At 55.8% G+C, this 25,774-nt stretch carries 22 protein-coding genes; 15 read left to right on the forward strand and 7 right to left on the reverse strand.

Annotation, left to right across the window (positions count from 1 at the left end; genetic code table 11):
• Positions 1-267 (reverse strand): IS3 family transposase (locus tag BUC26_RS10325; RefSeq protein WP_073375807.1); only part of this gene is annotated, 267 nt, incomplete at its 3' end.
• A gap of 324 nt (positions 268-591) precedes the next feature.
• Between BUC26_RS10325 and BUC26_RS10330 the strand changes: the two genes are divergently transcribed.
• The 3 genes from BUC26_RS10330 to BUC26_RS10335 all read left to right on the forward strand — a co-directional run bounded on the left by BUC26_RS10330 (position 592) and on the right by BUC26_RS10335 (position 2,186).
• Positions 592-1,251, forward strand: coding sequence for a GntR family transcriptional regulator (locus BUC26_RS10330; RefSeq protein ID WP_073375809.1), 660 nt, complete (start codon positions 592-594; stop codon positions 1,249-1,251).
• Between the two features lie 3 nt (positions 1,252-1,254).
• The gene (locus BUC26_RS22975; protein WP_161949835.1) at positions 1,255-1,752 is read left to right on the forward strand and encodes a hypothetical protein; all 498 of its coding nucleotides are present in this window, start codon (positions 1,255-1,257) and stop codon (positions 1,750-1,752) included.
• 140 nt (positions 1,753-1,892) lie between these two features.
• Positions 1,893-2,186 carry an antibiotic biosynthesis monooxygenase family protein gene (locus tag BUC26_RS10335; RefSeq protein ID WP_073375810.1) on the forward strand — a complete coding sequence of 98 codons (294 nt, stop codon included), beginning with the start codon at positions 1,893-1,895 and terminating at the stop codon, positions 2,184-2,186.
• Between the two features lie 564 nt (positions 2,187-2,750).
• Here BUC26_RS10335 and BUC26_RS10340 read toward each other — a convergent pair.
• Both BUC26_RS10340 and purE read right to left on the reverse strand, forming a co-directional pair.
• Positions 2,751-3,350, reverse strand: coding sequence for a carbonic anhydrase (locus BUC26_RS10340; protein WP_073375811.1), 600 nt, complete (start codon positions 3,348-3,350; stop codon positions 2,751-2,753).
• 282 nt (positions 3,351-3,632) lie between these two features.
• Complete coding sequence (purE, locus tag BUC26_RS10345; RefSeq protein WP_073375947.1) at positions 3,633-4,124, reverse strand: 5-(carboxyamino)imidazole ribonucleotide mutase; 492 nt, start codon at positions 4,122-4,124, stop codon at positions 3,633-3,635.
• Between the two features lie 351 nt (positions 4,125-4,475).
• Between purE and nhaR the strand changes: the two genes are divergently transcribed.
• From nhaR to dnaE, 9 genes are all read left to right on the forward strand, one after another.
• Complete coding sequence (nhaR, locus tag BUC26_RS10350) at positions 4,476-5,384, forward strand: transcriptional activator NhaR (protein WP_073375813.1); 909 nt, start codon at positions 4,476-4,478, stop codon at positions 5,382-5,384.
• 519 nt (positions 5,385-5,903) lie between these two features.
• On the forward strand, positions 5,904-7,787 hold the full coding sequence (locus BUC26_RS10355) for a fructose-bisphosphatase class III (protein WP_073375814.1): 1,884 nt from the start codon (positions 5,904-5,906) through the stop codon (positions 7,785-7,787).
• The gene (locus tag BUC26_RS10360) at positions 7,788-8,735 is read left to right on the forward strand and encodes a fructose-bisphosphatase class II family protein (protein ID WP_073375815.1); all 948 of its coding nucleotides are present in this window, start codon (positions 7,788-7,790) and stop codon (positions 8,733-8,735) included.
• A gap of 129 nt (positions 8,736-8,864) precedes the next feature.
• The gene (locus BUC26_RS10365; RefSeq protein WP_244155832.1) at positions 8,865-10,538 is read left to right on the forward strand and encodes a nickel-dependent hydrogenase large subunit; all 1,674 of its coding nucleotides are present in this window, start codon (positions 8,865-8,867) and stop codon (positions 10,536-10,538) included.
• Positions 10,535-11,836 carry an ATP-binding protein gene (locus BUC26_RS10370; RefSeq protein ID WP_073375817.1) on the forward strand — a complete coding sequence of 434 codons (1,302 nt, stop codon included), beginning with the start codon at positions 10,535-10,537 and terminating at the stop codon, positions 11,834-11,836. Before BUC26_RS10365 ends, BUC26_RS10370 begins: the two co-directional genes overlap by 4 nt.
• Positions 11,837-11,989: 153 nt before the next feature.
• Positions 11,990-12,655: a nitrite/sulfite reductase domain-containing protein gene (locus BUC26_RS10375; RefSeq protein ID WP_073375818.1), complete on the forward strand. Its 666-nt coding sequence runs from the start codon at positions 11,990-11,992 to the stop codon at positions 12,653-12,655.
• Between the two features lie 152 nt (positions 12,656-12,807).
• Complete coding sequence (locus tag BUC26_RS10380; RefSeq protein ID WP_073375819.1) at positions 12,808-13,974, forward strand: OmpA family protein; 1,167 nt, start codon at positions 12,808-12,810, stop codon at positions 13,972-13,974.
• On the forward strand, positions 13,964-14,794 hold the full coding sequence (locus BUC26_RS10385; protein ID WP_073375820.1) for a motility protein A: 831 nt from the start codon (positions 13,964-13,966) through the stop codon (positions 14,792-14,794). Before BUC26_RS10380 ends, BUC26_RS10385 begins: the two co-directional genes overlap by 11 nt.
• A 305-nt stretch (positions 14,795-15,099) precedes the next feature.
• Positions 15,100-18,609: a DNA polymerase III subunit alpha gene (dnaE, locus tag BUC26_RS10390; protein WP_073375821.1), complete on the forward strand. Its 3,510-nt coding sequence runs from the start codon at positions 15,100-15,102 to the stop codon at positions 18,607-18,609.
• Positions 18,610-18,718: 109 nt separating this feature from the next.
• Here dnaE and BUC26_RS10395 read toward each other — a convergent pair whose 3' ends face one another.
• Genes BUC26_RS10395 through BUC26_RS10410 form a run of 4 tightly spaced genes read right to left on the reverse strand, consistent with a single transcriptional unit; the run spans position 18,719 to position 22,280 of the window.
• Positions 18,719-19,327 carry a zinc ribbon-containing (seleno)protein DG gene (locus tag BUC26_RS10395; protein ID WP_073375823.1) on the reverse strand — a complete coding sequence of 203 codons (609 nt, stop codon included), beginning with the start codon at positions 19,325-19,327 and terminating at the stop codon, positions 18,719-18,721.
• 28 nt (positions 19,328-19,355) lie between these two features.
• Entirely contained in the window at positions 19,356-20,777 is a 1,422-nt protein-coding gene (gene hslU / locus BUC26_RS10400; protein WP_073375824.1) for an ATP-dependent protease ATPase subunit HslU, read from the reverse strand.
• On the reverse strand, positions 20,774-21,304 hold the full coding sequence (gene hslV, locus BUC26_RS10405; RefSeq protein WP_073375825.1) for an ATP-dependent protease subunit HslV: 531 nt from the start codon (positions 21,302-21,304) through the stop codon (positions 20,774-20,776). Before hslV ends, hslU begins: the two co-directional genes overlap by 4 nt.
• 43 nt (positions 21,305-21,347) lie before the next feature.
• The gene (locus BUC26_RS10410) at positions 21,348-22,280 is read right to left on the reverse strand and encodes a tyrosine recombinase XerC (RefSeq protein WP_279626283.1); all 933 of its coding nucleotides are present in this window, start codon (positions 22,278-22,280) and stop codon (positions 21,348-21,350) included.
• Positions 22,281-22,433: 153 nt separating this feature from the next.
• Here BUC26_RS10410 and xseB point away from each other — a divergent pair, with 153 nt between their 5' ends.
• The 3 genes from xseB to dxs all read left to right on the forward strand — a co-directional run bounded on the left by xseB (position 22,434) and on the right by dxs (position 25,725).
• Positions 22,434-22,670 carry an exodeoxyribonuclease VII small subunit gene (gene xseB / locus BUC26_RS10415; protein ID WP_073375827.1) on the forward strand — a complete coding sequence of 79 codons (237 nt, stop codon included), beginning with the start codon at positions 22,434-22,436 and terminating at the stop codon, positions 22,668-22,670.
• Positions 22,645-23,553, forward strand: coding sequence for a polyprenyl synthetase family protein (locus BUC26_RS10420; RefSeq protein WP_073375828.1), 909 nt, complete (start codon positions 22,645-22,647; stop codon positions 23,551-23,553). The genes xseB and BUC26_RS10420 overlap by 26 nt, the downstream gene beginning before the upstream one ends.
• A 261-nt stretch (positions 23,554-23,814) precedes the next feature.
• Complete coding sequence (dxs, locus tag BUC26_RS10425) at positions 23,815-25,725, forward strand: 1-deoxy-D-xylulose-5-phosphate synthase (RefSeq protein WP_073375829.1); 1,911 nt, start codon at positions 23,815-23,817, stop codon at positions 25,723-25,725.
• Positions 25,726-25,774 lie beyond the last annotated feature (49 nt).

The following is a 25,774-nucleotide window of genomic DNA, read 5'->3' on the forward strand; positions in this document are numbered from 1 at the left end:
CCAGTCGAGCTCCACCTTCAGCTTGCCAATCTCGCTGTACAACAGTTCAGGTTCTCGATGTGCCGCGATCGGTGTAGGACCTCGCTTTCCTTCAAAGAGCGTTTTTGCCTGCTCTTGAAGTTCCTTCTTCCAATGCCCAACCGTAATAGGGTGGACCCCAAATTCTTGCCCTATCTCGTTGAGCGTTTTTATCCCTCGCAATGCCTCCAGAGCTACCTTGGCCTTGAACTCGGGAGTATGGAACTTTCTCTTCTTTCCTTCACTCATCTTTTCCTGTTCCTCGGGATTGCGTCTAGCTTAAACTACTGTCTTAAAACTGGGGTCCACTATACAAGACGGTGTTCATCTCGACAGCGAAGGTAGGATTATTAGCTAGCAGAAATTACTTGTAATTTGTGGGGTTACCCACGGCACAAGATAATCACCTGCAATTGCTTCTTTTTACAGGGTCTCCTCTCCGTGAGGGGACCCTGTTCGTTATTTTGGAGTGACAACATTATTTATAGCGATTTTCCTTTTGCAAAGATTTACCAAGTATCTATACTAGTCGACCAATAACGATTTTGTTTCATCCACGGAGGAAACAGTGCCTTGGAACTAAAAAGACATACCTACGCAGACCCTATAGTTTCTTATATCAAAAAGGGCATACTAAACGGAACCTACAAACCGGGTGACAAGGTAAAAGAACTGGACATCTCTAAAAAGTTATCCATTAGCAGAGCTCCCGTACGTGAGGCACTTCAGGTACTGATCAAAGAAGGCTTGGTGGTTTGGATCCCTCAAAAAGGAAAATTTATAACTAAACTCAACCCCAAACAAGTCAAAGACAGTTATTTCACTGGTGGCGTTCTCGAAGCTGCGGCTGTTTCAAGAGCACTTCAGCTATTCACAGAAAAGGATATAAGCAAATTAACTGAATTGACTGAAAAAATGAAAGAAATAGCTGATGGCAAGGAATCCGCCAATAAAATTGCTGAACTTGACGATAAATTCCACCAGATACTCTTTTCCCGGGTTGATAACGATTTTGTCGTCGAGTTCTGTCGCAGATCCTGTCAGGGACTGTCGAAGTTCCTGTTTTTTAAATATTGGATCAATATGTACACACCCCATGAGGTTTATTTGAGACATAAAGTAATCGTGGAAGCCATAAAAAAGGGGGATGCGACCGCATTGGAAAAACAGATTCGCTCACATTATTTCGACGCAGGTGAGAGAATGTCGATACTAAGCGCCAACGAAGAATGAGAAATGATTGCGATCTTCAATTCCCTCCGATTTTCCAAACACGAATCCTGCCCCCATACAAGGAAAACAATGTATCGTCCTTCCGCCCTTTCAACACCTATCGCTCTCAAAGGGGAGATTGAAAAAATCGGCATTTCGTTCAAGATCAAGGTGCGCAAGAAAATTTTATCGCAAGCATTTGACTCTGCCACAGGCAGCATTACTGGGGACCTGGGGGACTCTGGGCCAGCCCAACGCTCAAACCTGTGGTCTTGCCAGGAACCGCCCAACCAACCAGTTAGGTTATCGACCAAAGTCCGCTGTGGTATAGATCTCCGCAAGAAGATAACAGCTCTTGGCCCTTACGGTTCCACCTGCAGAAAAAATGAAACCGCAGAAAATGTCCTGCAACGCTTGCTGCAGTCGATTACGAACGGAGCCCGTTTTACCGCTGGGGACCGTTGCCCATCGCCATTGCTTCATTTTGGCGGTTGCTTCCCAGTATTGATTTCAGCTAAATAGCAATTGCGCTCTGATTATTGACAAGGTACCTTTGCTATTTCTGACTGATAGGCTTTTCATCTGAAACAGCCTTTTGGTACCCCCTCGTTTTTTGGTTGCTGCAATTCACCGATCCACCACCTTTATAGAGGAGTGACGCAATGAGCGTAATGGTTATCATTAAGCGTGTCTTCCGAATGGATCATACCGATGATTTGATTCCCTTGCTCAAGGAGTTGAGGAAAAGATCAGAAAAACAGCCGGGCTTTATATCGAGAGTGACATACTCAAAATTGAATGATCCAGGAGAATGCATAGTCATCAACGAGTGGGAAACTGCAGATGACTGGATAAACTGGATGAGCCGGGCAGAAGCGAAGGAATTGCAGTGGAAAATCGATTCTCTTATCGGGGAAAAAACCACATTTGAAATCTATAGACCCGAGGATTTCTGAAACAGCCCTCTTCTCCTTGTCCCAGATCAGCAAGCACATAGACCAACAGGCCGTGCTCAACTGACAGGGCCGCTGAAACGTGACTTGTATTGTTCCTGTGGTTCGTCGTTATTTTTTCTGGTTATTGTCCTGTATCGGCCGTAAAGAATCGACGCTCCCAAAGACACTTCTATTCATTTCCATTCAATGCATGATCGGTATCATGACCGGCGAGTTGCATCGCTTATGTTTCTGTTTTCTATCGTTTTTTATATGAAAATCGGCGGGACTGGTTTTAACCTGTCCCCCGCTAACTTTTAAAACCAACCGGCCATTCCGACCACGGCGCTGATTTTCATCGTTCGTTGTGACGCTCCGTCATGGGGGTTGAACCGGCCAGTCGTGCCGAGCGAGACGACGATTTTCATTGTTCGACGTGCCCCCGGTTATTGGATTTAGAGCGCAGATGGCGACAAATTTCCTGTTGAGTGGTTCCGGCCCTGTAAGAAAATTAATCCTGCAGCATACAGGACCGGAAGTATTTGAAGGGTGTCGTGCTGATCGGTTATGCCCGATTCCGGTTTCTCAAAGAAATTCCACCTCTCCGGACGTCAGATCGTAATAGGCGGGTACGACTTTCACTTTCCCGCTTTGTACCAAATCTGCAACAATTGGTTCTGACTGAGAGATTTTTGCTGAAACCTGCCGGGCCAGCTCTTTGGATGCATTGTTCACCTGGTCTCCTCCGGCGGCATCCGGTATCGTTTTGAGAGCAGTCTGAATGGCCGGACCGAGAGTGGCAATGTGACCTTCAAGAGTGGCACCGCTCGAAACTGCACCAATTGCCCCACAGCTCGAATGACCCATGACAACGACAACAGGAGTATGCAGGTGCTTGACCGCATATTCTATTGATCCAAGGGAATGATCTCCGATTATATTACCGGCAACTCGTACAACAAAAAGATCGCCCAGCCCTTGATCAAAGATATCCACAGGGGGAACCCTGGAGTCGGAACAGGAGAGGATCGTTGCTATCGGCTCCTGGCCCGCAATCAGACTCTGGCGGCTTTCTTCGCAATGGTTTGGATGTTCGAGTTTACCGGAAACAAATCGTTTGTTGCCGTCTTTGAGGATATGAAGAACCTCTTCAGCAGTGGGGTGTCCTGATTGTTTTTGGGTCATGTTTTTCCCCTATTTGCATATCAACAGGGAACCTTGAAAAATTGTCATTTCCCCCAATCTCGTCGTTGCGCAATCAAACTTTGTCATTGTAATATCATATATATGTCTGCGGAAAAATTTTCTTGCGCGCCTCGATTTTGAACGAAATTCCGATTTTTTCAAGCTCCTCAACAGTATCCGCTCTCAGCATGAGCGTCGTTTCTCTTGGTCCTCACAGGCTACAATGCTGACTGTGCAGCTCCCATCATATCTTCTTCATTTCTCCTTCGAAAAGGTTTTTCACTATCCTGATATGAGATTTTCGGCCAACAGTTCATTCCTCAGCTGTTCGGATTGGCCCTGGAGAGATTTACGCGTGTTATCTCGGTAAGCCGCTAATCTCTCCTCTATTTCCGGATACTTGATAGAAAGGATGGAGCAGGCCAGGAAGGCTCCGTTTTTGGCGCCGTCAATAGCTACTGTCGCAACGGGGATACCTGGTGGCATCTGCACCGTCGAGTAGAGCGCATCCTCGCCATTCAAAGCCCCCGAGGCGAGTGGCACACCAATTACAGGCAGGGTCGTATGGGCAGCGATGACGCCGGCGAGGTGGGCAGCTATGCCGGCGCCGGCGATAATTACCTCGATGCCGCGTCCTCTGGCGCTCTTCGCATATTCTGCCGTTTTATCAGGAAGACGGTGAGCGGAGCTGATATCCATTTCGAAGAGAACTCCCATCTCTTTGAGGATTTCAGCAGCTTTTTTCATGACGGGCAGATCCGAGGCACTGCCCATAACGATGCCGACAATGGGTTTTTCTTTCAAAACGTAAGGTCCTCCTATGCTGACTTCGACGAAATAATCATTGTTGAACACTACTAGTTAGGCAAGTTAGACTTTCTGTCTGCGAGCGGTGGAACCTGACCGGGTCAGGTTTCGCCGGAAAACATTCCTCGTCAGGGCTCTTCGTCCCCTGCCGGGACAAGAGGAGCCGCCTGTTCCATTCGACCTATGTCATCATGATGGCTGTATCGAGCGACAGGGGTTGTCTGATGCGTTCCGGTAATAGATAAGTCGCAAAAAGCTCTTGGTCAAATAGATAAATACAGTATTATACTTCGTAATATTCGAATCATTGAGGTCTCTATGGCATGGCTTAATTATCATCACCTTTACTATTATTGGACGGTTATGCGTGAGGGTGGCATATCTGCAGCCAGTGAAAAACTCAGCCTTGCTCAGTCCACCATCAGCGCCCAGTTGTCAAAATTGGAAGAAAGTCTTGAGGTCAAGTTGACCCAAAAGGTGGGTCGGAATCTGGAACCTACAGATGCAGGGCTGCTTGTCTTGAGATATGCAGACGAGATTTTTCCATTGGGCCGAGAAATGCTGGACGCATTGAAAGGACTCCCGGTCTTCGGGCCATGGTCCCTCAGAGTCGGAATCGTTGATGTGATGCCAAAACTTGTTGCCCAGAAGTTACTGGCGCCAATAAACCTCCTGCCGGAAAAGGTTCGGCTGGTCTGCCATGAAGGGAAAAACGAACATCTTCTGGCTGAACTGGCAATGCACAACCTTGACGTGGTCCTGACCGATACCCCTTTGCGATCGAGGCTGAGCATAAAGGCCTATAATCATCTTTTGGGGGAGTGCGGAGTTTCTTTCTTGGGAACGCACGCTCTGGCAAAACAACTTCATGGCACATTTCCCTCTTCTCTGAACAATGCCCCGATGTTGTTTCCCATGGGTATGAGCACATTACGAGGGATTCTTGACCAATGGCTGGAGAAAATGGATATCCAGCCGCTCATCGTTGGCGAGTTTGACGACAGTGCCCTTTTGAAAGTTTTTGGTCAAGCGGGCGATGGGATATTTATGGCCCCGACAGTTATCGAGGAAGAGGTGGTAAAGCAGTACCATGTTCAGGTAATTGGTCGGACACGAGATATCAAAGAAAGATTTTACGCCATTTCAGTAGAGCGAATTATCAAACATCCTGCAGTAGTAGCAATTTCAGAGGCAGCACACCAAAAACTGTTTTTTGCTATCAAGTGATCAGGAGCATGATGATTTTGGCAGGTCACTCTGCTCAATCGAACCTATTTCGTCGAAGTAATGGGGAGTTTGAAAAATCTGAAATTCCATCCAAGCTCGAGGCGTGCATCAAAATTTTACCACAGGCATACATTTGATATTCAAAGATTAAATTTGATTGCTCAATAATGAGATTGGGCGAAATGACATTTTTCAAGGATCCCTAACGTCTCAGCTGTCACTCTTCGACGATGATCTTCTGGTCCTGACCAGGGCCATATCAAAGTGGGTGTCAGACCTGATCGCAATTTTATAGGCAACTGGGGAGGACAGGTTAAAGCCTGTCCCGCCATTGGTCAGCTTGTGGAGGACAGCTTAAAACCCGTCCCGCCATTGGTGGAGATCGTGCCCTGAGCAGCAGCGTCTGTCTGCCGAAACAATGGTGAGAAGATGGTTGCCTGTTGACCGCTCTGGTGATAAACTATCGATATAGCAGCAGACGGGAGACGCTCCACGATGAACCTTTGCGGTGGATAAACCATGGGGTCAACGCTCGCTGAACAGGCCGGCCCGGAAAATCGGCTGGAAGATGAACAGATCAAAGCCCGTAGCCTGGACGAGTTGGTCCAGCGGTTTCTTCAGCTCGACACCGAACTCAACTCCAATATCCCAACGACGTTGTGGATCAGCGATCTGCACGGCGAAGGGGACCGGTTCAAATCAATCCTGCGCGGCCGGTTCGGAGTCCTTTATCAAACCTGCCGCGAAGCGCTGCCAAACACCTTTACCACCGACAAGATCCAGCACCTGGTGCGGATCATCCGCAGGCAGTTCTACCTGGAAGACCCGAACATCTCGATGGACAAGCAGGATGTCATCCTGTGCCTGATCGAGGTCCTCAAGTACAAGATGACCAATGTCCGCTACCGGGTCGAGGATATCGCCATGCCCGAGTTCCAGGAGACCATCGGCAGACTGCTCTCCGGGCTGCCGGTCCCGGATCCTATCTTCGAAGAGGAGATTATCTCGGTCCGCCTGATCCATCACCTCTGTCATGCCATTCGCAACGTACTGCTCGATCGCATTCAAGTCCTCGGCGACGTTTTCGATCGCGGGCCGCAGCCGGACAAGATCATCCGCTTTCTCTCCTCCGCCCCCTATCGCCGCATCGTCGACTACGTGCTGGGCAACCACGATATCCTCTGGATGGGCGCAGCGTCGGGTAACAGATCGCTGATTGCCGAAGCTATTCGCATTACCTGCCGCTATGATCACTTCCCGTTTATGGAACGGCTCGCTTTCGACGCGTCACGCCTTGCAGCCTTTGCCGAGAAGACCTATCCGGCCGACCGGGTCACCGGCAATTTCAAGGCCAAGACCGAGCCCGGCCGCGCCATGGAGAAAGCCCTGGCGATCATCCAGTTCAAACTCGAAGAGCAGACCATCCGCGATTTTCCGGAATACGAGATGTCCTCCCGGCTGTGGCTCGACAGGCTGGCCGCGCTGCTGAAACAGGGCGATACCGACGGACTCAACGACACCTTCTTCCCGACCATCGACCTCGATGATCCCGGTCGACTGACGCCGGAAGAGCAGGCGGTGATCGACGATCTGACCGAACAATTCCGCACCAATAGGAAGCTCAAGCGGCTGCTCAGCTACCTGTTCACCGTCGGCAAGACCTATTCGACCTACAGCAATATCCTCAACATCCACGCCTTGGTACCATCGACGCAGGACGGCGATTTTGAGGAGTTTCTCGGACGCAAGGGGCGCGCGCTGCTCGACTTTATCCAGGCTACCATCACCAGGGTCGGCAAAAACTATATCGCCGGCACTCCGCAAGACCCGAAAGACCAGGCCCTGTTCTTCTACCTCTGGTGCGGTCCGCGCTCACCCTTCTTCGGCAAGCACGCGATGAAGACCTTCGAGCGTTATTTTCTGATCGATAAAGAGACCCATGCCGAAAAGACGCTCTACTGGCAGCAGAACCTGGCGACCGATAGCTTCAAACGCAAACTGCTCGCCGAATTCGGCGTTAAACGGGTCGTTTATGGACATACGCCAGTCAACTACCTGAAAGGCAAACACATGGCCAGTGACGACGGGGTCGCCATCAATGTCGACGGCGGATTCGCCGCCGCCTACTACAATCGCGGCCACTCCCTGGTGCATACGCCGCACCAACTCTACGGCATCATCCTGCCGACCCCGGACGAAATCAAGAAGGCCGAACTGAAATTCGAATCGGCACCGCTCGATATCGAATTGATCGATGAATTTCAGCACCCGATGAAAGTGAAAGAAACCGCCGAAGGCAAAAAACTGAAAGACGAGAGAGAGGCCTTGTTGCGCCGGATCAAAGCGCTTGCAGTGGCTAACGGTCAGGGCTTTCTTCACCCCCCGCTCAACACCGACGGATAAATGGATACCAACTACGGCATGGAGATCGTCAGGGCGACGGAGATCGCCGCTCTGACCGCGGCACGCGAGCAAGGCCTCGGTGATTACCGGGAAATCCTCAATCATGCCCGGGCCGCCATCGCCAAGACCCTGAACAGACTACGAATCGACGGATTTGTCGTCAACGATCGATTCCAGAATCGTGACGATCTCTTTCCGATGCCGGCCACGCTCGGTCAGGGCGGGCCGACCATGGACCTGATGGCCATTGCCCTCGAGGCCCATCACTCGGCGGCCAACGGCGGCAACAATGCGACCAGTTATGCGGTCATTGCGCCGCGCGGCGTTATTCAGTCGGTACCGAACCTGAATATGTACAAAATCGTCGTCGGACCGCAGGTCGGCAACGTCATCGATATCAACCAGCCGCCGATTATCAATGTCAAGCGAGTGGCCCGCGCTCTGCGCAAATACACCGAGAATGTCACGGTCTGTATCCTCAATCAAGCCCGGCACAAGCAGTTGATCAAAGAGATCCGCGAGTGCGGCGCCCGCATCAAACTGATCGAGGAAGGCGAACTGTCCGGCTGTCTGTCGGCGATCACCGGTGAAAAGACAGACCTTTACCTCGGTTATGGTTATGCTCCCGAAGGGGCGCTGGTGGCAGCTGCCATCAGCTGTCTCGGCGGCTATTTCGAGGGTAAGATCTTCTACGAAAACGATCGGGATCGGGAGCAGGCCGAGGAGCACGGCATCAGTGATTTTGAAAAAATCTTCCGCCCCCAGGATCTGGTCCGTTCAAAAGAAGTGGCGATCGCGGCAACCGGCGTGACCGACGGAGAATTTCTCGAGGGTGTGCGATTCACATCAAACGGCGCAGTCACCAGTTCCTTTATCGCCCGCGCCGAAACCAAGACCTATCGTAAGCTGGAAACTCGTCATTTCTTCGATTATAAACCGGTATTCTGATCGTGCCTATCCAGGGGAGCAGTAATCCTCCAGGAATCGCCGGGCGTGACCTCTCTGTTCCGGTCAGGACTTCAGTACGACACCAACCGCCCCCGGTCGTCATCCGGACACTGATCAACAGAGCGTGCCATGAAAACCAACCTGTTCTGGTTGCAGTGCGGCGGGTGTGGCGGCGACACCATGTCGCTGCTCAACGCTTCATCACCGACGTTCATCGAGGCCGTCCGGGGACTCGGCCTGAATATCCTGTGGCATCCGAGTTTTTCGGCGCTGACCAGCCGTGCCTATCGCCATCAGCTCGACCGATTGGTGGCCGGCAGTGAGCACCTGACCGTCCTCTGCGTTGAAGGTGATCTGGAACTGATGATCGAAGTCAGCGACGGAATCGTGGTCGATGCCTGGAGCTGCGGCACGATGTATCGCGATTTTGAAAATATGCTCAAAGGGCGTGCACCGAGAGACAGCCTGGTCTTGACCCCCCGGGTCTGCGGCATTAGCGGCACCGCCCACCTGATTGCCGCAGCCGAGGCCCCCGACATGGTGTGCGGCGTCACCATCCCGGACAATGCCCTGCTGTTCAGGAACCTCGCCTCAATGGCCGAACTCCTGCAAAGCGATATGCGCCATGGGCTGTTGATGTTCATGCCCGATTTCACCAACCAATGCTACGAGCAAACTACTTTTTATCAAGAAGCCGTTGAACGCTATCGGCCGCTCAGTGGCAGTTCAACCATCGACGCGATTAAACACACCAGGCGCATTATCGAAATCGTCGCTATTATCGGCGGTCAGTGGCCGAACTCCTCCTACATGGTACCGGGCGGTGTCGCCGGAACAATGTCCAGGGACGACCTGATCAACTGCCGCTATGTGCTCAGCTGTTTTCGTGACTGGTACGAAACGAGTGTGCTCGGCTGTTCGATCAAACGATGGCAAGCAGTGACCTGCAGTAAAGACCTGGCGCTCTGGTATCAGGAAGCGGCAACGCACCGCGCCGGCGAGGTCGGCTTCCTGCTGCGCTGCTGCCGTGAGAGTGGTCTCGATCGGCTCGGTGGGGGACATCACCGTTTCATCAGCTACGGGCAATTCAACTACTCGGCCGGAGACGGACTACCACCCGGCGCCAAGGTCCTTGCCTCCGGTTTTTGTGACGGCGAACTCTTCGAGCCGTTCAATCAGGAAAATATCACCGAGCATGTCACCCACTCTCGATTCAGGGATTATCTCGGCGGCCTGTACCCGTTCAACGGAGAGACCGTACCGCTGAGCGACGCTGCCGACCAGGGCAAATATTCGCTGACGAAGGCCCCGCGCTATCGCGATAAACCCGCTGAAACCGGGCCGCTGGCGGAAATGCTCTGCAGCGGCGTAGCGCTCTTTCGTGATCTGGTCAAAACCGACGGGGTCAGCGTCATGACCAGACAACTCGCCCGCCTGGTCCGGGGCGTCATTCTCATTCCGGTCATGGAGCAGTGGCTGGCGGCCATCGATCCCGACGAACCGTTCTACACACCGGTCAAAACCATCCCCGACGGTCGCGGCTACGGCGTGACCGTCGGCTGTCGCGGGTCGTTCGGCCACTGGGTCACCATCGAAAACGAGATGATCAGTCGTTATCAGATCATCACACCGACCGCCTGGAACGGTTCACCGCGGGACACCAACCATGTCCGCGGACCATGGGAAGAGGCGGTGATCGGCACGCCGGTCGACGATCCCGACAACCCGGTACAGGTCGCTCAGGTCATTCGCTCGTTTGATGCCTGTCAGGTCTGTTCGGTGCACTGTATTCAAAAGTCATGACCGGACCAGCCGTTCAGCATGATCTTCTCGGTCTGATCGCCGAGAACGAGGCACTGATCAACGAATTGCGTGTTGCCCGTCAGGCCGCGGCAATCACTGCCGAGCTGGTGGCCGAGCAGTTTGCCAAGCTCGACGTTATCCTCAGGGAGCTGGATCAGCGGGCCCGCAATGAAAAAGTGCTCCGGCAGGATATGGCCCAGGCTCGCCAGGCGGGCGAAGCTGCCAATGTTGCTAAAAGTGAATTCCTCGCCAATATGAGCCATGAAATCCGGACGCCGATGAACGGCATCATCGGCATGACTGATCTGGTACTGGCCACGGAATTGACCGATAGCCAGCGGCACTGCTTGGTGATCGTGAAACATTCCGCCAACCGTTTGCTGCGGGTGATCAACGATATCCTCGACTTTTCCCTGGTGGAATCTGGCAAGCTGGAGCTCGACCCGACCGTCTTCGACCTCGCAGAGGCGCTGAACAGCGCCTTGACCATGTTCATCCCGGCCGCACAGCACAAAGGGTTGCAGCTGAACATCAGCATTGCCCCGACCGTTCCCCGGCAGGTCTATGCCGATGCCAACCGGCTGCTGCAAATCATCGTCAATCTGGTCAACAACGCGATCAAGTTCACCACTAGCGGCAGCGTTTCCGTGACCATCGCCCCGCATCGGAAATCCCGGCGCAAAACCCACTTCATTCGTTTCAGAATCAGCGACACCGGCATCGGTATCGCCCGGGAGAAACAGCAACAGATTTTCGAGTCCTTTCGTCAGGCGGACAGCTCCATCACCCGGCAATACGGGGGAACCGGTCTGGGTCTGGCCATATCCTGCCAGCTCGCCGAACTAATGGGCAGTCGAATCGAGATGAAAAGCGAGAAAGGACGCGGTTCAACCTTCTGGCTGGACTGTATCCTGCCCGCCGAGTCGCCGACGGAGCCGCATCTGCCTTCGGATGTTCCGATCGATAAAACTTCGTGGAGTACAGCCGATGATCTGAAGCACTTTCGCGTCCTGCTTGCCGAAGACGACTATATCAACCAGACCGTAGTCACCGCTCTGCTCGATCAGCTCGGCCTGTCGGTGACCGTCGTCGGCAACGGCCGAGAGGCGGTGGCCGAGTTGCTCGCCGATGACTACCAACTCGTCTTGATGGATCTGCAGATGCCCGACATCGATGGTCTCGAGGCGACCCGGCAGATCAGACTGCTGGAAGGGAACAAGGGGAAAATCCCGATTGTTGCCCTGAGCCCACGTGATGGAGAAAGACCGGGAAAAATGTCGGTAGGCCGGCATGAATGATTTCCTCAGCAAACCGATCGATAGTGATCAACTCAATCTCGTGCTCAGCACCTACCTCAGACCAACCGGCCACCGCTGACAACCAAACCATTTACAGATATGCCAGCTGTGTCGACAGCTTATTACCCCACCCAACACCAAGGAGAATTACCGATGACCACCCCTGTTACTCCCCCCGGCGCAATCCTGCAACGTGACCGGCAATCCTATGCCATCGTCCCCCGACTGCCCGGCGGCCTGCTCGACCTGAACACCCTGAAACGATTAGCCCAGGTCGTCGAGACCTACCAGATCCCGATCGTCAAAATCACCTCCGGTCAACGCATCGCCCTGGTCGGCATGAAGGCGGATCAACTAGACGCGATTTGGCGTGATCTCGGCCTGGACGCCGGCAAAGCGACTGAACTCTGCCTGCATTACGTGCAGGTCTGTCCCGGCAACACCGTCTGCTCGTTTGGTCTGCAAGACTCTCTTGGCTTTGGCATCATGCTTGAGGAACATTTCTCCGGTCGCGACTTTCCGGCCAAGGTCAAGATCGGCGTCTCCGGCTGTCCATTCACCTGCGCCGAAAGCGTGGTCCGGGATGTCGGCGTGATCGGCAAAAAAAAAGGTTGGACCGTCAGTTTCGGCGGCAGTTCGACCAGGACTCCTCGAGCTGGAGACATTCTCGGCGAGGGGCTGTCCGACGATCAGGCCAGGGATCTCATCGACCGATGCCTGCGCTTTTATGCCGAAAATGCGAACAAAAAAGAACGTACCGCTCGCTTCGTGACCCGCGTCGGCATCGATTCCATCCGCCAGGCGGTCTGTACCGATTAACCCGCCGCCACTTCTGTCGGCCCGTGCTATGAAGATATCCCGCCCAGCGCGGGCCGACATTTCTCCTTTTCCTTTGCCCCGCTCCTGCCGATACGATCGTTAGACATCGTAACCAACCGCTGCCCCAGCGCAGCCACAATACCGAAGCCTCGATGAACGATCTCGACTCTTTACATGATGAACAGCGGCAGCATCCGGTCCCGCCGTCCTGGCGAGGTCTGTCGGACGGTTTTTACTCGGGCGGTGACTCCGAGTTCATCTCGAACAAAGGAACGTTTCTCGGCGATGAAGACGCACTCAGGTCCTCCCAGCCGCGGATCAGCCACTGGTCGATTGCCTGGTCCGATCTGATGATGACCATGTTCGTGTTGTTTCTCTCACTGTTTGTCTATCAGGCCGCTCACCGCGAATTTCTGGTCAGTGACGAAATCGAGGTAATCGGCGGAGAAACGGCGAATGCCCTGGAAATCGCCGATGAGCCCTCGGCTACACTCCCGTTCGTGCCGATCAGACCGGCGGCACCATTGATAACTGCCGGGACCGTCAGGAAAGTCGAACCGATCCGGCTTGCCGAGCTCGACAGCGATCTGGCTTTTTTCGATGACCAGGCCCGGGGCGGCAAAAAACGCGTCGCGGCACACCTGTCTGCGGACGGGCAGGAAGAGGCGCCTCCAGCGATTCCCGACGACGCAATAACAGCGGCTGCTCCCTCTCCGCCATCCCTGGCTGATTCACCATTACGCCAGCCTGCTCTGCCGGACGACATATCACCGGACGTATCAACCAAGCAGGCAGAGCAACACGATTTCGTGCCGGATTTTACCGTCGATAAGGCACTGCTCGAACAACTCGACCTTGATCGATTCGCCTCGATCAACCTGGTGCCGGATCACGCCATGCGCATCATCCTCACCGGTGACCTGCTCTTTGCCACCGGCCGCGCTGAATTGTCGACCTCGGCCATCGGATCGCTGCAAAAAATTGCCACCGTGATCAAAGATTCCCCCTATATGATCAATGTCATCGGCCACACCGACAACGTGCCGATGCAATCGCCGCGTTACGAGACAAATTGGGAACTGTCGGTGGCCCGGGCCTCCCGGGTAGCCCGGTTTCTGATTGAAGAGATAGGGATGAACCCGCAGCAGTTCGTGGTCAGCGGCTACGGCGCCCAACGACCGTTGCACCCCAATGCAGACAGCAGCCGGCGTGCCGCCAACCGCCGGGTCGAAATCATCATCAGCAGAAGATTGCCGGCTCCACTGGCCGTCTCTGTCGCCAACCACCTTCAGCCAGCACGAAATTCTGATGAGATATAAAAACGTTATCGGCCTGTTCCTGTTCTCCTCGCTCTTTGTCGCCGGCTTTTTGATCAACGGCAATCTTGGCCTCTATTTCAATATCTCCGGTCTGCTGATCGTCATCGGCGGGACCACTGCAGCGGCTCTGCTCAGTTTCAAGACCGAACAGCTGAAAATCGTCTACAAGGTGATGAAAGCCTCCTATCACCGTCCGGTAAAAGAGGAAACCGAGATAATCAATATCCTGATCGACCTATCGATCAAGTCTCGTATCGACGGCATCCTCTCCCTGCAAAAAGAAGAAAACGAGACTACCATTCTCTTTCTGCGCCGTGCCCTGAGCTGCCTGGTCGACGGTTACGGCACGGAACAGATCAGAGATATTCTCAACACGGAAACCTATTTCTTCAAACTGCGCCGCGACGACCTGCAGCGGGTCCTCCGGTCGATTGCCGATTTTTTCCCGGCTTTCGGCATCATCGGCTCGGTGGTCGGCCTGATCGCCATGCTCGGCGGTATCGGCGACACCGCGGTCATCCTCAAAGCGGTCCCGATCGCGCTGACCTCCACCTTATACGGACTGATTTTTGCCAATTTTTTCTTCCTACCCTTTGCTGCCAATCTCCGCGAACGAACCAACCACGAATTGCTGCTGCAAAAAATCATCACCGAGGGGGTCATCGCCATCAATTCGGAGATGAATCCGGTCATCCTGAAAACCAGGCTCGAATCCTTCCTCACCCCCTCGGCCCGTGACCACGACCTGGTATCCTACCGCAAGATCCGTGAACGATTTAACATCCAGGTCCAGGAGAAAAACACCATCCAAGAAGCATGACACGCCGTCCTGCGGTGTTGCGACCGCCACCTGACTCCTCCTGCAGGAAGCTGACCAACATACTGTTTTTTCTCTTATTTCAATTACTCTTCAGTTGTCTGCTTTTTCTGTGCAACACAGGCGTGTTCATGGTATTTTTTCAGACGGTTTGACACCCTTCCTGACGTTTCATCATCTGCAAACCTGGAGTCTATCGCCATGCAATTCAGGCCGTCGCCATTGTTTTGTCCGCTGTCCCCACTTGTGTCTGTCGTCGCAGTAATCACGGCAGCTTTTCACCCAACATCAACTCCGGAAGACCGCTCATGAGTGCCGGTTTTGTTCATCTGCACGTCCACTCGCAGCACAGCCTGCTCGACGGTGCGATCAGGGTTTCCGACCTGCTCGCCAAATGCCGGGAATACGAGATGGATGCCGTGGCCCTGACCGACCATGGCGCCATGTACGGAGCCCTGGAATTCTATACCAAGGCGAAAAAGGCCGGCGTCAAGCCGATTGTCGGCTGCGAGTTCTATGTCGCCCCCGGACACCGCAGCGAAAAAAAGACATCCGAGGCAGGTCCGGCCTTTCATCTGATCCTGCTAGCCATGAATTACGAAGGCTACCGGAACCTGATGAAGCTCTCGAGCATCGCCCAATTCGAAGGATTCTACTACAAGCCGCGCATCGATATGGAGGTGCTCGAGCGCTACAGCGACAATCTGATCGCCCTGAGCGCCTGCCTGCACGGTGAAGTGCCCTGGCTGCTCAGTCACAACCGGCCGATCGAGGCCCGCGACAAGGCACTGCAGATGCAGCGGTTATTCGGCGATCGCTACTATTTCGAACTTCAGGAAAACGGCATCCCCGAACAGAAAGTCGTCAACGAAGGCTTGATCGGGCTGAGCCGCGAACTCGGCATCAAACTACTGGCCACCAACGATTGTCACTACCTGAACAAAGAAGAAGCGCACGCCCACGAGGTCCTGCTCTGCATCCAGACCGGCAAGACCATCAACGACAACGACCGCTTCAAGTTCCCTTCCGACGATTTCTATTTCAAGTCGCCCGACGAAATGCGGCAGCTCTTCTCCTATTGCCCCGAGGCTGTGGCCAATACCGTTGAAGTTGCCGAGCGCTGCAACCTGGAGATCGAACTCGGCCAACATCATTTCCCCCGCTTTCCGATCCCCGAAGGCGAGACGCTTGAATCGATGTTCACCAAGGCGTGCTGGCAGGGTCTGCAGGAACGTTTCGCGGTGATGCGACAGGACAAAACGCTGTCGCCCGATGTCGAGAAAGCCTATAGCGAGCGGCTCAAGAAAGAAATCGACGTGATCAACAAGATGGGCTTTCCCGGTTACTTCCTGATCGTCGCCGATTTCATCAACTGGGCCAAGGACCGGGACATTCCGGTCGGGCCCGGCCGGGGCTCCGGGGCCGGCAGTCTGGCCGCCTACTGCCTGCGCATCACCGACATCGACCCGCTGCCTTACGGCTTGATTTTCGAACGATTCCTCAATATCGAACGCAAATCGATGCCCGACTTCGATGTCGATTTCTGCCAGGACCGGCGCGGCGAAGTGATCGACTATGTGCGGAGCAAATACGGCGGCAATGCTCATGTCGCCCAGATCATCACCTACGGTTCAATGAAGGCCCGCGGAGTTATCCGTGATGTCGGCCGGGCGCTGGATATCCCGTTCGGCGACGTCGACAAGATTGCCAAGCTCGTCCCCGAGCAGCTGAAGATGACTATCGCCAAGGCCATCGATGAAGAGCCGAAATTGAAGGAAGCGGCGGCCCGCGACCCGCAGATCGCCGAGCTGCTCAACGTCTCGCAGACCCTGGAAGGACTGGCCCGCCACACCTCGACACACGCCGCCGGGGTGGTTGTCTCCCCGGAACCGATGGTCGAATACCTGCCGACCTGCAAAGGAAAAGAAGACGAGACCATTACCCAGTATGACATGAAACACACCGAGATGACCGGGCTGATCAAGTTCGACTTTCTCGGACTCAAGACGCTGACCGTCATCCAGAAGGCCCTGCGCCATATCAAATCGGATTGCGGCACCGATCTTGATATCTCGACCATCCCGATGGATGATCTGAAGACCTACAAGCTGCTCTGTGCCGGCGATGCACTCGGGGTCTTTCAGCTGGAGAGCAGCGGCATGCGCGAGCTGCTGGTAAAACTGGCGCCGGAGCAATTCTCCGACTTGATCGCCCTGATCGCTCTTTACCGCCCCGGGCCGCTCGATTCGGGTATGGTCGACGACTTCGTCAACACCAAACACGGCCGGCAGGAAGCCCATTATCCACTGCCGCAACTCAAGCCGATTCTCGAGGAAACCTACGGGGTCATCGTCTACCAGGAACAGGTGATGAAGATCGCCAACGTACTGGCCAACTACAGCCTCGGCGATGCCGATACGCTGCGTCGGGCGATGGGCAAGAAAATCGCCGAGGTGATGGACCAGGAAAAAGAAAAGTTCATGGCCGGCGCCCGGCAAAACAATATTCCGGAGGACAAGGCTGAACATATCTTCGACCTGATGGCCAAGTTCGCCGGGTATGGCTTCAACAAGTCACATTCCGCGGCCTACGCGTTGATCGCCTACCAGACGGCCTATCTCAAGGCCCACTACCCGGCCCAGTTCATGGCTGCCCTGCTCTCCTGCGACATGGCCAATACCGACAAGGTCGTGCTCTATATCAACGAGTGCCGGGAACACCAGATCGACGTGCTGCCTCCGGATATCAACGAGAGCGTTCAGGACTTCAGCGTTCGCCAGGACCGAATCCGTTTCGGACTGGCGGCGGTGAAAAATGTCGGCGAATCGGCGCTGGCCTCGATCATCGAAGAACGGGAAAAAAACGGTTTCTACACGTCGTTGGTCGACTTCTGCAACCGGGTCGATTCCCGGCGGGTGAACAACCGGGTCATCGAGAGCCTGATCAAATCCGGCTCTTTCGATTCGCTCGGCGCCAAACGCTCGCAATTGATGGCCATCCTGCCGAAGGCCATGGACCAGGCCAAGGCCCATCAGCGCGATCGCCTCAGCGGTCAGCTCTCTCTCTTCTCCGTCGGCCCGCAGGAAACAACCGGCGATATGAACGACATCATGCTGCCGGACGTAGCGGAATGGGATGAGCGCCAGAAACTGATCTTTGAGAAGGATACGGTCGGCTTTTATATCACCGGTCATCCGCTGGACGACACCTTGCAGGAAATCAGAACAGTCACCGACAGCGATATCGCCAACCTCGATAATTTCAACGAAGGCCAGCCGGTCAGGGTCGGCGGCCTGATCAGGAGTTGCAAGCAACTCAAGAGCAAACGAGGTGATGCGATGGCCTTCGTGACACTCGAGGACATTCTCGAAGCCGTCGAGGTCATGGTCTTCCCGGAAACCTATGGTGTCTGCCAGCATCTGTTGAGCACGCCGGACCCGGTGATCATTCGCGGCACCGTCCAGAAAAACGAGCGGGGCGTCAAGATCATCGCCGAGGAAATCGACCTGCTCGCCGAGGCCCGCGTCAAATACACCGAGGCCGTCCATGCCCGACTGAGAGCCGACAGCGTCACGCGGATCAGGCTCGACGAACTCAAGCAGATCCTGTTCAGCTATCACGGCACATGCCCGTTCTCAATCACCCTTTATTTCCCCGGCGAGGGGGAAGTGGATGTCGAGATCAACCGGGATTTCACGGTCAGGCCCTGCCGTGAACTGAGCGAGCGGGTCAGCGCGTTGTTCGGTTACGACCCATTGGCGTTTCGCAAAAAAGCACTGGAGGCGCCGGTCAAACGGCGCGGCAGGACCCCCGCCTGATCGGCGGCAATATACTGTTTTTAAAAAGGAATGAAGCTCACCGGGCTGTCCGGCCCTGCCGACCATGACGCCGATCATCACAGTTCGTTGTGACGTCCCGTCACGGAAATCAGTCCGACGGGGGGCGACACAGACCGCAATCGGGACATTCCAGCTGACCGTCCGTCAAGACATGGCCGCAGGCGGCGCAACGCGCCACTTCGGCCTGTTCCGCCCCGTGTCGCTCAGCCTCGGCCGCTGTCTGCAACTCAGTCAATCCGGTCAGTCGCCGATAGTCTTCCTGCAGCAACCGTTGTGCCGCTTCAGCGTCACGAGGCCTGATCTGCAGCTGTATGGAAGCCGGCGGGCAACAGCCGCCACCCGCTGGCGGTCCGTCCCCGACCAGTACTGCAGCAATACCGTGCCGGCCGAGCAGCCGACGCAACCGCTTGCCCTCCGCCAAGGTCACCTGGCGAATGGTAACCACCTCCTCACCGGCACCAATCTCAACCGTATCGTCGCCGTGCCGTTCTTCAAGCCGCGTCCCGTCACTACCGCTGCCCCTGCCCGTCGCTGGCACGAGTTCGCACCCACAGGCAGCGCAGTTGTGAAAACCGGCCCGGTACTCATCACCGCATGACGGGCAGACGAGCAGTCGATCCGCATCGTCCGGCGGGCTACCTCCATTCTCCCGGCCTGATTCGCCCCGCCCGAAGATCTTCGCCAGTAATCCTGCCATATTGTTTTGCTCCGCTGTATCCGCTACGCTACAGAATGAACCGGCTCAGATCTCGATCCTCGATGATAGTCTGCAATTGCCGCCTGACATAATCTGCGGTGACGACAAAGCTGCCTTCCGGCCGTTCCGATGCATCATACGACAATTCGTCGAGAACCCGCTCCATCACCGTATGCAGCCGCCGGGCTCCGATCTCTTCAGTGTTTTCGTTGACCTCGACGGCAATCCGGGCCATTTCCCTGATCGCACTGTCATCGAAGGAGAGCTCGATCCCCTCGGTAGCCAGCAAGGCGATATATTGTTTGGTCAGCGCATTTTCCGGTTCAGTGAGGATCCTGACGAATTCCTCCTCACCAAGCGGCTGCAGTTCGACGCGGATCGGAAACCGCCCCTGCATCTCAGGGATCAGGTCGGACGGCTTGCTGACATGAAAGGCGCCGGACGCGATAAACAGGATGTGATCCGTCTTCACCGGACCGTGCTTGGTGGTGACCGTAGTGCCCTCGACAATCGGCAGCAGGTCGCGCTGCACACCTTCACGGGACACATCCGGACCATGGATCATACCGCCGCTGCGTGAAGCGATCTTGTCTATTTCGTCGAGGAAGATAATACCCGATTGTTCGCTGCGCCGCAGGGCCTCCTTCATCACCTTGTCCATATCGACCAGTCGCTCCATCTCCTGCTGCTTCAGAGCTGCCATCGCCTCGGGGACTTTGAGGCGCCGCTTTTTCTTCTTGCGCGGAAAGATCTTGCTGAAGGCATCCTGCAGGTTCGACTGCATTTCCTCCATGCCCGAGGTAGTCATGATCTCCACCATCGGCATCGATTTCGCCTCATCAAGCGTCAACTCCACCTCCCGTTCGGCAAATTTACCGGCTCGCAGCATCTGCCGGATGCGCTCCCGGGTCGAATCTTCATGATCGCCGGCAGCAGCCGCCGGAGCGTGCTGCTCCTGGGTGACCAGAGTGAACGAGGTGGCGCCTTCCGGCCCGGTATCCGACAGCGGCCCGCGCCGGTTCGGCGATGGCGGCAACAACAGATCGAGCATCTTGTCCTCGGCCGCAGCCTCGGCCAGCCCCTCGAGACGCGCCTGTTCCTCGGCCTTGACCATGGTGATGGCGATTTCCACCAGATCACGGACCATCGATTCGACATCACGGCCAACGTAGCCGACCTCGGTGAATTTCGACGCTTCGACTTTGACGAACGGAGACTGGGCAAGCGTCGCCAGACGGCGGGCGATTTCCGTCTTGCCGACTCCGGTCGGGCCGATCATGATGATATTTTTCGGGGCGATCTCCTCCTGCAGCGGTTCGGGCACCTGGCGACGCCGCCAGCGGTTGCGCAGGGCGATGGCCACCGACCGTTTTGCATCGGCCTGGCCGACGATGTATTTGTCCAGCTCCGCGAGTGTTTCCCGTGGCGTCAGGGATTGTCTGTCAATCATATCTTTTCCAGCACAATTGAATCGTTGGTGTAAATGCAGATGGAGGCGGCGATGTCCATCGCCGTCCGGCAAATTTCTTCCGCGTCCAGCCCGCTCTTGCGGACCAGGGCCAGGGCGGCGGCATGGGCATACGGGCCGCCTGAACCGATGGCCAGCACGCCGGTATCAGGTTCTATCACATCACCGGTACCGGATATGAGCAGTGAATGGTCTTTGTCGACGGCCACCAGCATCGCCTCGAGGCGACGCAGCATACGGTCGGTACGCCAATCCTTGGCCAGTTCGACTGCGGAGCGCAACAAATTGCCGTGATACTGTTCGAGTTTTTGTTCGAGCCGGTCATACAGTGTAAAGGCATCGGCGGTAGCGCCGGCGAACCCGGTAACGACCTGCTCGTGATAGAGACGCCGGACCTTGCGGGCATGGTGCTTGACGACGGTATTGCCCATCGACACCTGCCCGTCGCCGGCGACGACGACCTGACCGTTATGGCGAACAGAGAGAATGGTGGTTGATTTGAATGTCATGATACGCTCTGGTTGAATGAATCGTTTGTGGGGCGACCGGCCGTCACCTGGTCGTGTCGCCGAGAGGGTGGGCCTTGTCGTAGACCTCGGCCAGTCGGTCGATGGTCAAATGAGTGTAGCGCTGGGTGGTTGAAAGGCTGGCATGCCCGAGCAATTCCTGAACACAGCGCAGATCGGCTCCCATTTCGAGGAGATGGGTGGCAAACGAGTGTCGCAGGGCGTGGGGTGTCACCGCCTGCCTGATGCCGACCCGCAGCGCGTAATTACTGACCAATCGTTCAACACTCCTGCTCGTCAACCGACCTCCCCGTCCATTGAGAAACAGTGCTTCGCTGTCCACCGGTCGCTGTTTTTCCAACCGACTGCCGATCAGCCGTTGCCGGTCCACCAGCCATCGTCGCACCGCCTCGATGGCCGGACCGCCAACCGGGACGAGCCGCTCCTTGTTCCCTTTGCCCCTCACCCTAAGCATTTCAGTATCGAAATCAAGGTCGTCGACAGAGCCGGAGACCAGTTCTGCAACCCGGATTCCGGTTGAGTAGAGCATCTCGAGAATGGCCCGGTCCCGGGACATGAAACGATCACTCCGATCCGGCGCGGCCAGTAATAAAAACACTTCGTCCACGGTCAAAAACGTCGGGATGGAGTGTCCCGTCTTCGGGCCGGCAATCCCGCAGACCGGATCGCTATCGATGATTTTTTCACGCTGCAGAAAGCGAAAAAAACTGCGCAGCGACGACAACTTGCGAGCCACACTGAGCGGGTTGTTGCGGCCGTGAAGGCTGGCGACAAAACGGCTGATATCGGCTGCCCCGATGACCTGCACCGCTGTATCATCGGCGACACCGGCCGAAAATTCAACCAGATCACGCCGGTAACCGACCACAGTGTGAGGCGAATACCCCTTCTCCGACTCCAGCCAGTTGCCGAATAGGGTTATCGCTTCTTCCAGCTTCATCTCGGCGGTGTTCGGCATGACGGTCATCCTTCACCGCGTACTGATCGCGGTCCCATTGTTTGCTTGCGTTCCCCTCGGCGATTAGACTATAGTCCGAGCAGTATAACCGGCAAAAGGCCATTTTCAATCAGCAAAACAACCCCGGCAAACCAGCCGCCGATCATCACCATCATGTCCAAAAAATCTTTTGAAGCAGCCTTGGCGCGACTGGAAGAAATCACCGAAGAGCTGGAAAGTGGTGACCTCAGTCTCGATGTCAGCCTGAAAAAATTCGATGAAGGCATCAAGCTGGCCGAGTTCTGTAATGCCCGTCTTGCCGAGGCACGCACCAAGGTGGAAATCCTGCTCGATAAAAACGGCCGTCTGACTGCCGAGCCTTTCGATGAACGACAAGCAGACAGCGATTAAGAACTACCTCGCCGCCGGAAAAGCGACCGTCGAGGAGGCCCTTGACCGGCTGATGCCCGCCGCACAAGGCCCCTTCGCGGACCATATCGAGGCCATGCGCTACAGCCTGTTCGTCGGCGGCAAACGGATCAGGCCGATACTGTGCCTGGCAGCGGTGGAAACGATCCGCGATGACGGTACCATGCTGCAGGCCATGCTCCCTGTCGCCTGCGCGCTGGAATGTATCCATACCTATTCGCTGATCCACGACGACCTGCCGGCCATGGACAATGATGATCTGCGCCGCGGGCGACCGACCAACCACAAAGTCCACGGCGAGGCCGCCGCCATCCTGGCCGGAGACGGACTGCTCACCTTTGCCTTCGAACTGCTCACTCGCCCTGACAGCAACCTGACTGCTGCCCGACAACTGCGCATCATCGAACTGATCGCGCGAGCGGCCGGGCCTGAAGGCATGGTCGGCGGGCAGGCGCTGGATATCGCCAACGAAAACCGGAAGTACCCGTTTTCCTTGTTGCAAACCATCCACCGCAGCAAAACCGGGGCGCTCCTGACCTGTTCCGTCCAAGCCGGAGCTGTCGGCGCCGGGGCAACACCGGCGCAGGAAACGGCCCTGGTCGACTACGGCGCAGCGCTCGGGCTCGCCTTCCAGATAGTCGATGACCTGCTCGACGCCACCGCAACCACCGAACAATTGGGAAAAACGGCCGGTTCCGACGAGGTGCGCGGCAAGGCGACCTACCCCGGCTATTTCGGTATTGCCGGTACCCGTGACCAGGCCCGTCAGGCCGTGGAATGGGCCAAAACGGCGCTCAACCCGCTCGGAGAACGGGCCGAGCGGTTGCATGACCTGGCCGACTATATCCTCTCCCGTTCGTTTTAAGCTGCCAGCAGCGGCGCCGCCTGTCCCGAACACGTCCTGTCTTCCTTGATTTTTCTGGAGATTGTTGCGGGCAGGACACCAATGGATTATTGTTATGGTTCGTGAACAGGCCGGTCAGCACACCTCCCTGTTCCAGGAAACCATCCTCCCTGTTGACCTGTTCGGAGACGGCCTCTGTCTCTCTCCGATCTCAAAGCCGGGTAGATGTACACAACCACGACCAGCGTCCCCTCGTGAGACACCAGGACCCGACTATCAATCATGCTGCTTCCATCATCACCGGCAAAAAACGGTTCCGCCCTGCTTGACACCATCAATTCCCCGGCCGATCTCAGGCATCTACTCATCCCCGAACTGGAGACACTGGCGGCCGAGATTCGCGACGTTATCATCGAAACGGTAGCCGCGACCGGGGGGCATCTCGGCCCCAGCCTCGGCGTCGTCGAGCTAACCCTGGCACTCCACTACGTCTTCAACACTCCACATGACCGACTCATCTGGGATGTCGGCCATCAAGCCTACGCCCATAAATTAATCACCGGACGCCGGGGTCGCTTTCATACCCTGCGCCAGCACCAGGGCATCAGTGGCTTTCCGAAGATCAGCGAAAGCGAGTACGATGCCTTTGAAACCGGCCACTCGTCGACTTCGATCTCCGCCGCCCTCGGTATGGCCATGGCCAAGGATCTCAAAGGAGACACCGGCAGGGCCATCGCGGTCATCGGTGACGGATCGATGACCGCCGGCATGGCTTTCGAGGCGCTGAACCAGGCGGGGCATCACGACAAACGGCTGATTGTCATACTCAACGACAACGAGATGTCGATTTCTCCCAACGTCGGCGCGTTGAGCAGTTTCCTCAGCCGTAAGCTCTCCGGCCGCACGATGCGCCGCCTCAAGGATCATCTTGTCGAGCGTCTCGGACAATTATCCAACGTCGGTGAGAACATTCTGACCGTCCTGAAGAAAAGCGAGGAAAGTTTCAAGAGCTTCTTCACCCCCGGCATGCTGTTCGAGGCACTGAAATTCGACTATATCGGGCCACTGCCCGGTCACAACCTGGTCGATCTGATCGACACCTTCGAGACCGTCAGGGACACCATCCAGGGACCGGTACTGATCCACACCCTGACCACCAAGGGGAAAGGATATCCTCCAGCGGAAAAAGATCCCGGCACCTTTCACGGAATCGGCCCGTTTGATATCACGAGCGGCAAAAAGAAAGCGAGCGGGACCAAGCAACCTAGCTATACCGATGTATTCGGCGACACCATCACCCGGATCGGCGCAACCAACGAAAAGGTGGTGGCAATCTCTGCGGCGATGGTCACCGGCACCGGTCTGACCCGGTTCGCCGAGACGTTTCCCGACCGGTTTTTCGATGTCGGTATCGCCGAGCAGCACGCCGTCACGTTCGCCGCCGGGCTCGCCATCGAGGGTTTCCATCCGGTTGTGGCGATCTATTCCACGTTTTTCCAACGCTCCTACGATCAGATCATCCACGATGTCTGCATTCCCAACCTGCCGGTGACGCTTGCGATCGATCGAGCCGGAGTGGTCGGGGCCGACGGTCCCACCCATCATGGCGTATTCGATCTGTCATTTCTGCGGATCATTCCAAACATGATCATGATGGCCCCGAAGGACGAGGGGGAACTGCAGCACATGCTCTTTACCGCGCTCAATCATCACGGTCCATCCGCCCTTCGCTATCCGCGTGGCGTCGGGGAAAACGCAGCGCTGACCGACGAGTTCAAACTGCTGGAGATCGGCAAGGGGGAATTACTCAGGGCCGGGGGGGACATCACTCTGCTGCCGGTCGGCAACCGCGTCCACCCAGCCCTTCGGGCCGCTGCCGGGTTGGAGAAACTCGGAATCCATGCGGCGGTCATCAATCCGCGCTTTATCAAACCGCTGGATCGGGAGTTGATCTGCGACTGGGCCGCACAGACCGGACGGGTGGTCACCATCGAGGACAACGTCCGCCAGGGCGGCTTCGGCAGCGCTGTCCTGGAACTGCTCAGCCGCTGCGGCCTGAGCGGCGTCAAAACAAGCCTGCTCGCCCATCCCGACCGTTTCCTCGAGCACGGACCGCAGAAAACCCTGTGGCGCAACAGCTCGATCAATTCGGTGGCCATCACCGAAGCGGCACTGCGCCTGATGAATCAATAAAAAAGCGGGGTCAGGCTTGACAAGTTGACACATGTCAACTTGTCAAGCC

Origin of the sequence: Desulfofustis glycolicus DSM 9705, assembly GCF_900130015.1 — a bacterium.
GTDB lineage: Bacteria > Desulfobacterota > Desulfobulbia > Desulfobulbales > Desulfocapsaceae > Desulfofustis > Desulfofustis glycolicus.

What these genes read in the sequence shown, in the direction of transcription:
- BUC26_RS22975 (WP_161949835.1), top strand. Translation starts at nt 1,255, where the DNA reads ATGATTGCGATCTTCAATTCCCTCCGATTTTCCAAACACGAATCCTGC.
- BUC26_RS10335 (WP_073375810.1), top strand. Translation starts at nt 1,893, where the DNA reads ATGAGCGTAATGGTTATCATTAAGCGTGTCTTCCGAATGGATCATACC.
- BUC26_RS10340 (WP_073375811.1), bottom strand. Translation starts at nt 3,350, where the DNA reads ATGACCCAAAAACAATCAGGACACCCCACTGCTGAAGAGGTTCTTCAT.
- purE (WP_073375947.1), bottom strand. Translation starts at nt 4,124, where the DNA reads ATGGGCAGTGCCTCGGATCTGCCCGTCATGAAAAAAGCTGCTGAAATC.
- nhaR (WP_073375813.1), top strand. Translation starts at nt 4,476, where the DNA reads ATGGCATGGCTTAATTATCATCACCTTTACTATTATTGGACGGTTATG.
- BUC26_RS10355 (WP_073375814.1), top strand. Translation starts at nt 5,904, where the DNA reads ATGGGGTCAACGCTCGCTGAACAGGCCGGCCCGGAAAATCGGCTGGAA.
- BUC26_RS10360 (WP_073375815.1), top strand. Translation starts at nt 7,788, where the DNA reads ATGGATACCAACTACGGCATGGAGATCGTCAGGGCGACGGAGATCGCC.
- BUC26_RS10365 (WP_244155832.1), top strand. Translation starts at nt 8,865, where the DNA reads ATGAAAACCAACCTGTTCTGGTTGCAGTGCGGCGGGTGTGGCGGCGAC.
- BUC26_RS10370 (WP_073375817.1), top strand. Translation starts at nt 10,535, where the DNA reads ATGACCGGACCAGCCGTTCAGCATGATCTTCTCGGTCTGATCGCCGAG.
- BUC26_RS10375 (WP_073375818.1), top strand. Translation starts at nt 11,990, where the DNA reads ATGACCACCCCTGTTACTCCCCCCGGCGCAATCCTGCAACGTGACCGG.
- BUC26_RS10380 (WP_073375819.1), top strand. Translation starts at nt 12,808, where the DNA reads ATGAACGATCTCGACTCTTTACATGATGAACAGCGGCAGCATCCGGTC.
- BUC26_RS10385 (WP_073375820.1), top strand. Translation starts at nt 13,964, where the DNA reads ATGAGATATAAAAACGTTATCGGCCTGTTCCTGTTCTCCTCGCTCTTT.
- dnaE (WP_073375821.1), top strand. Translation starts at nt 15,100, where the DNA reads ATGAGTGCCGGTTTTGTTCATCTGCACGTCCACTCGCAGCACAGCCTG.
- BUC26_RS10395 (WP_073375823.1), bottom strand. Translation starts at nt 19,327, where the DNA reads ATGGCAGGATTACTGGCGAAGATCTTCGGGCGGGGCGAATCAGGCCGG.
- hslU (WP_073375824.1), bottom strand. Translation starts at nt 20,777, where the DNA reads ATGATTGACAGACAATCCCTGACGCCACGGGAAACACTCGCGGAGCTG.
- hslV (WP_073375825.1), bottom strand. Translation starts at nt 21,304, where the DNA reads ATGACATTCAAATCAACCACCATTCTCTCTGTTCGCCATAACGGTCAG.
- BUC26_RS10410 (WP_279626283.1), bottom strand. Translation starts at nt 22,280, where the DNA reads ATGCCGAACACCGCCGAGATGAAGCTGGAAGAAGCGATAACCCTATTC.
- xseB (WP_073375827.1), top strand. Translation starts at nt 22,434, where the DNA reads ATGTCCAAAAAATCTTTTGAAGCAGCCTTGGCGCGACTGGAAGAAATC.
- BUC26_RS10420 (WP_073375828.1), top strand. Translation starts at nt 22,645, where the DNA reads ATGAACGACAAGCAGACAGCGATTAAGAACTACCTCGCCGCCGGAAAA.
- dxs (WP_073375829.1), top strand. Translation starts at nt 23,815, where the DNA reads ATGCTGCTTCCATCATCACCGGCAAAAAACGGTTCCGCCCTGCTTGAC.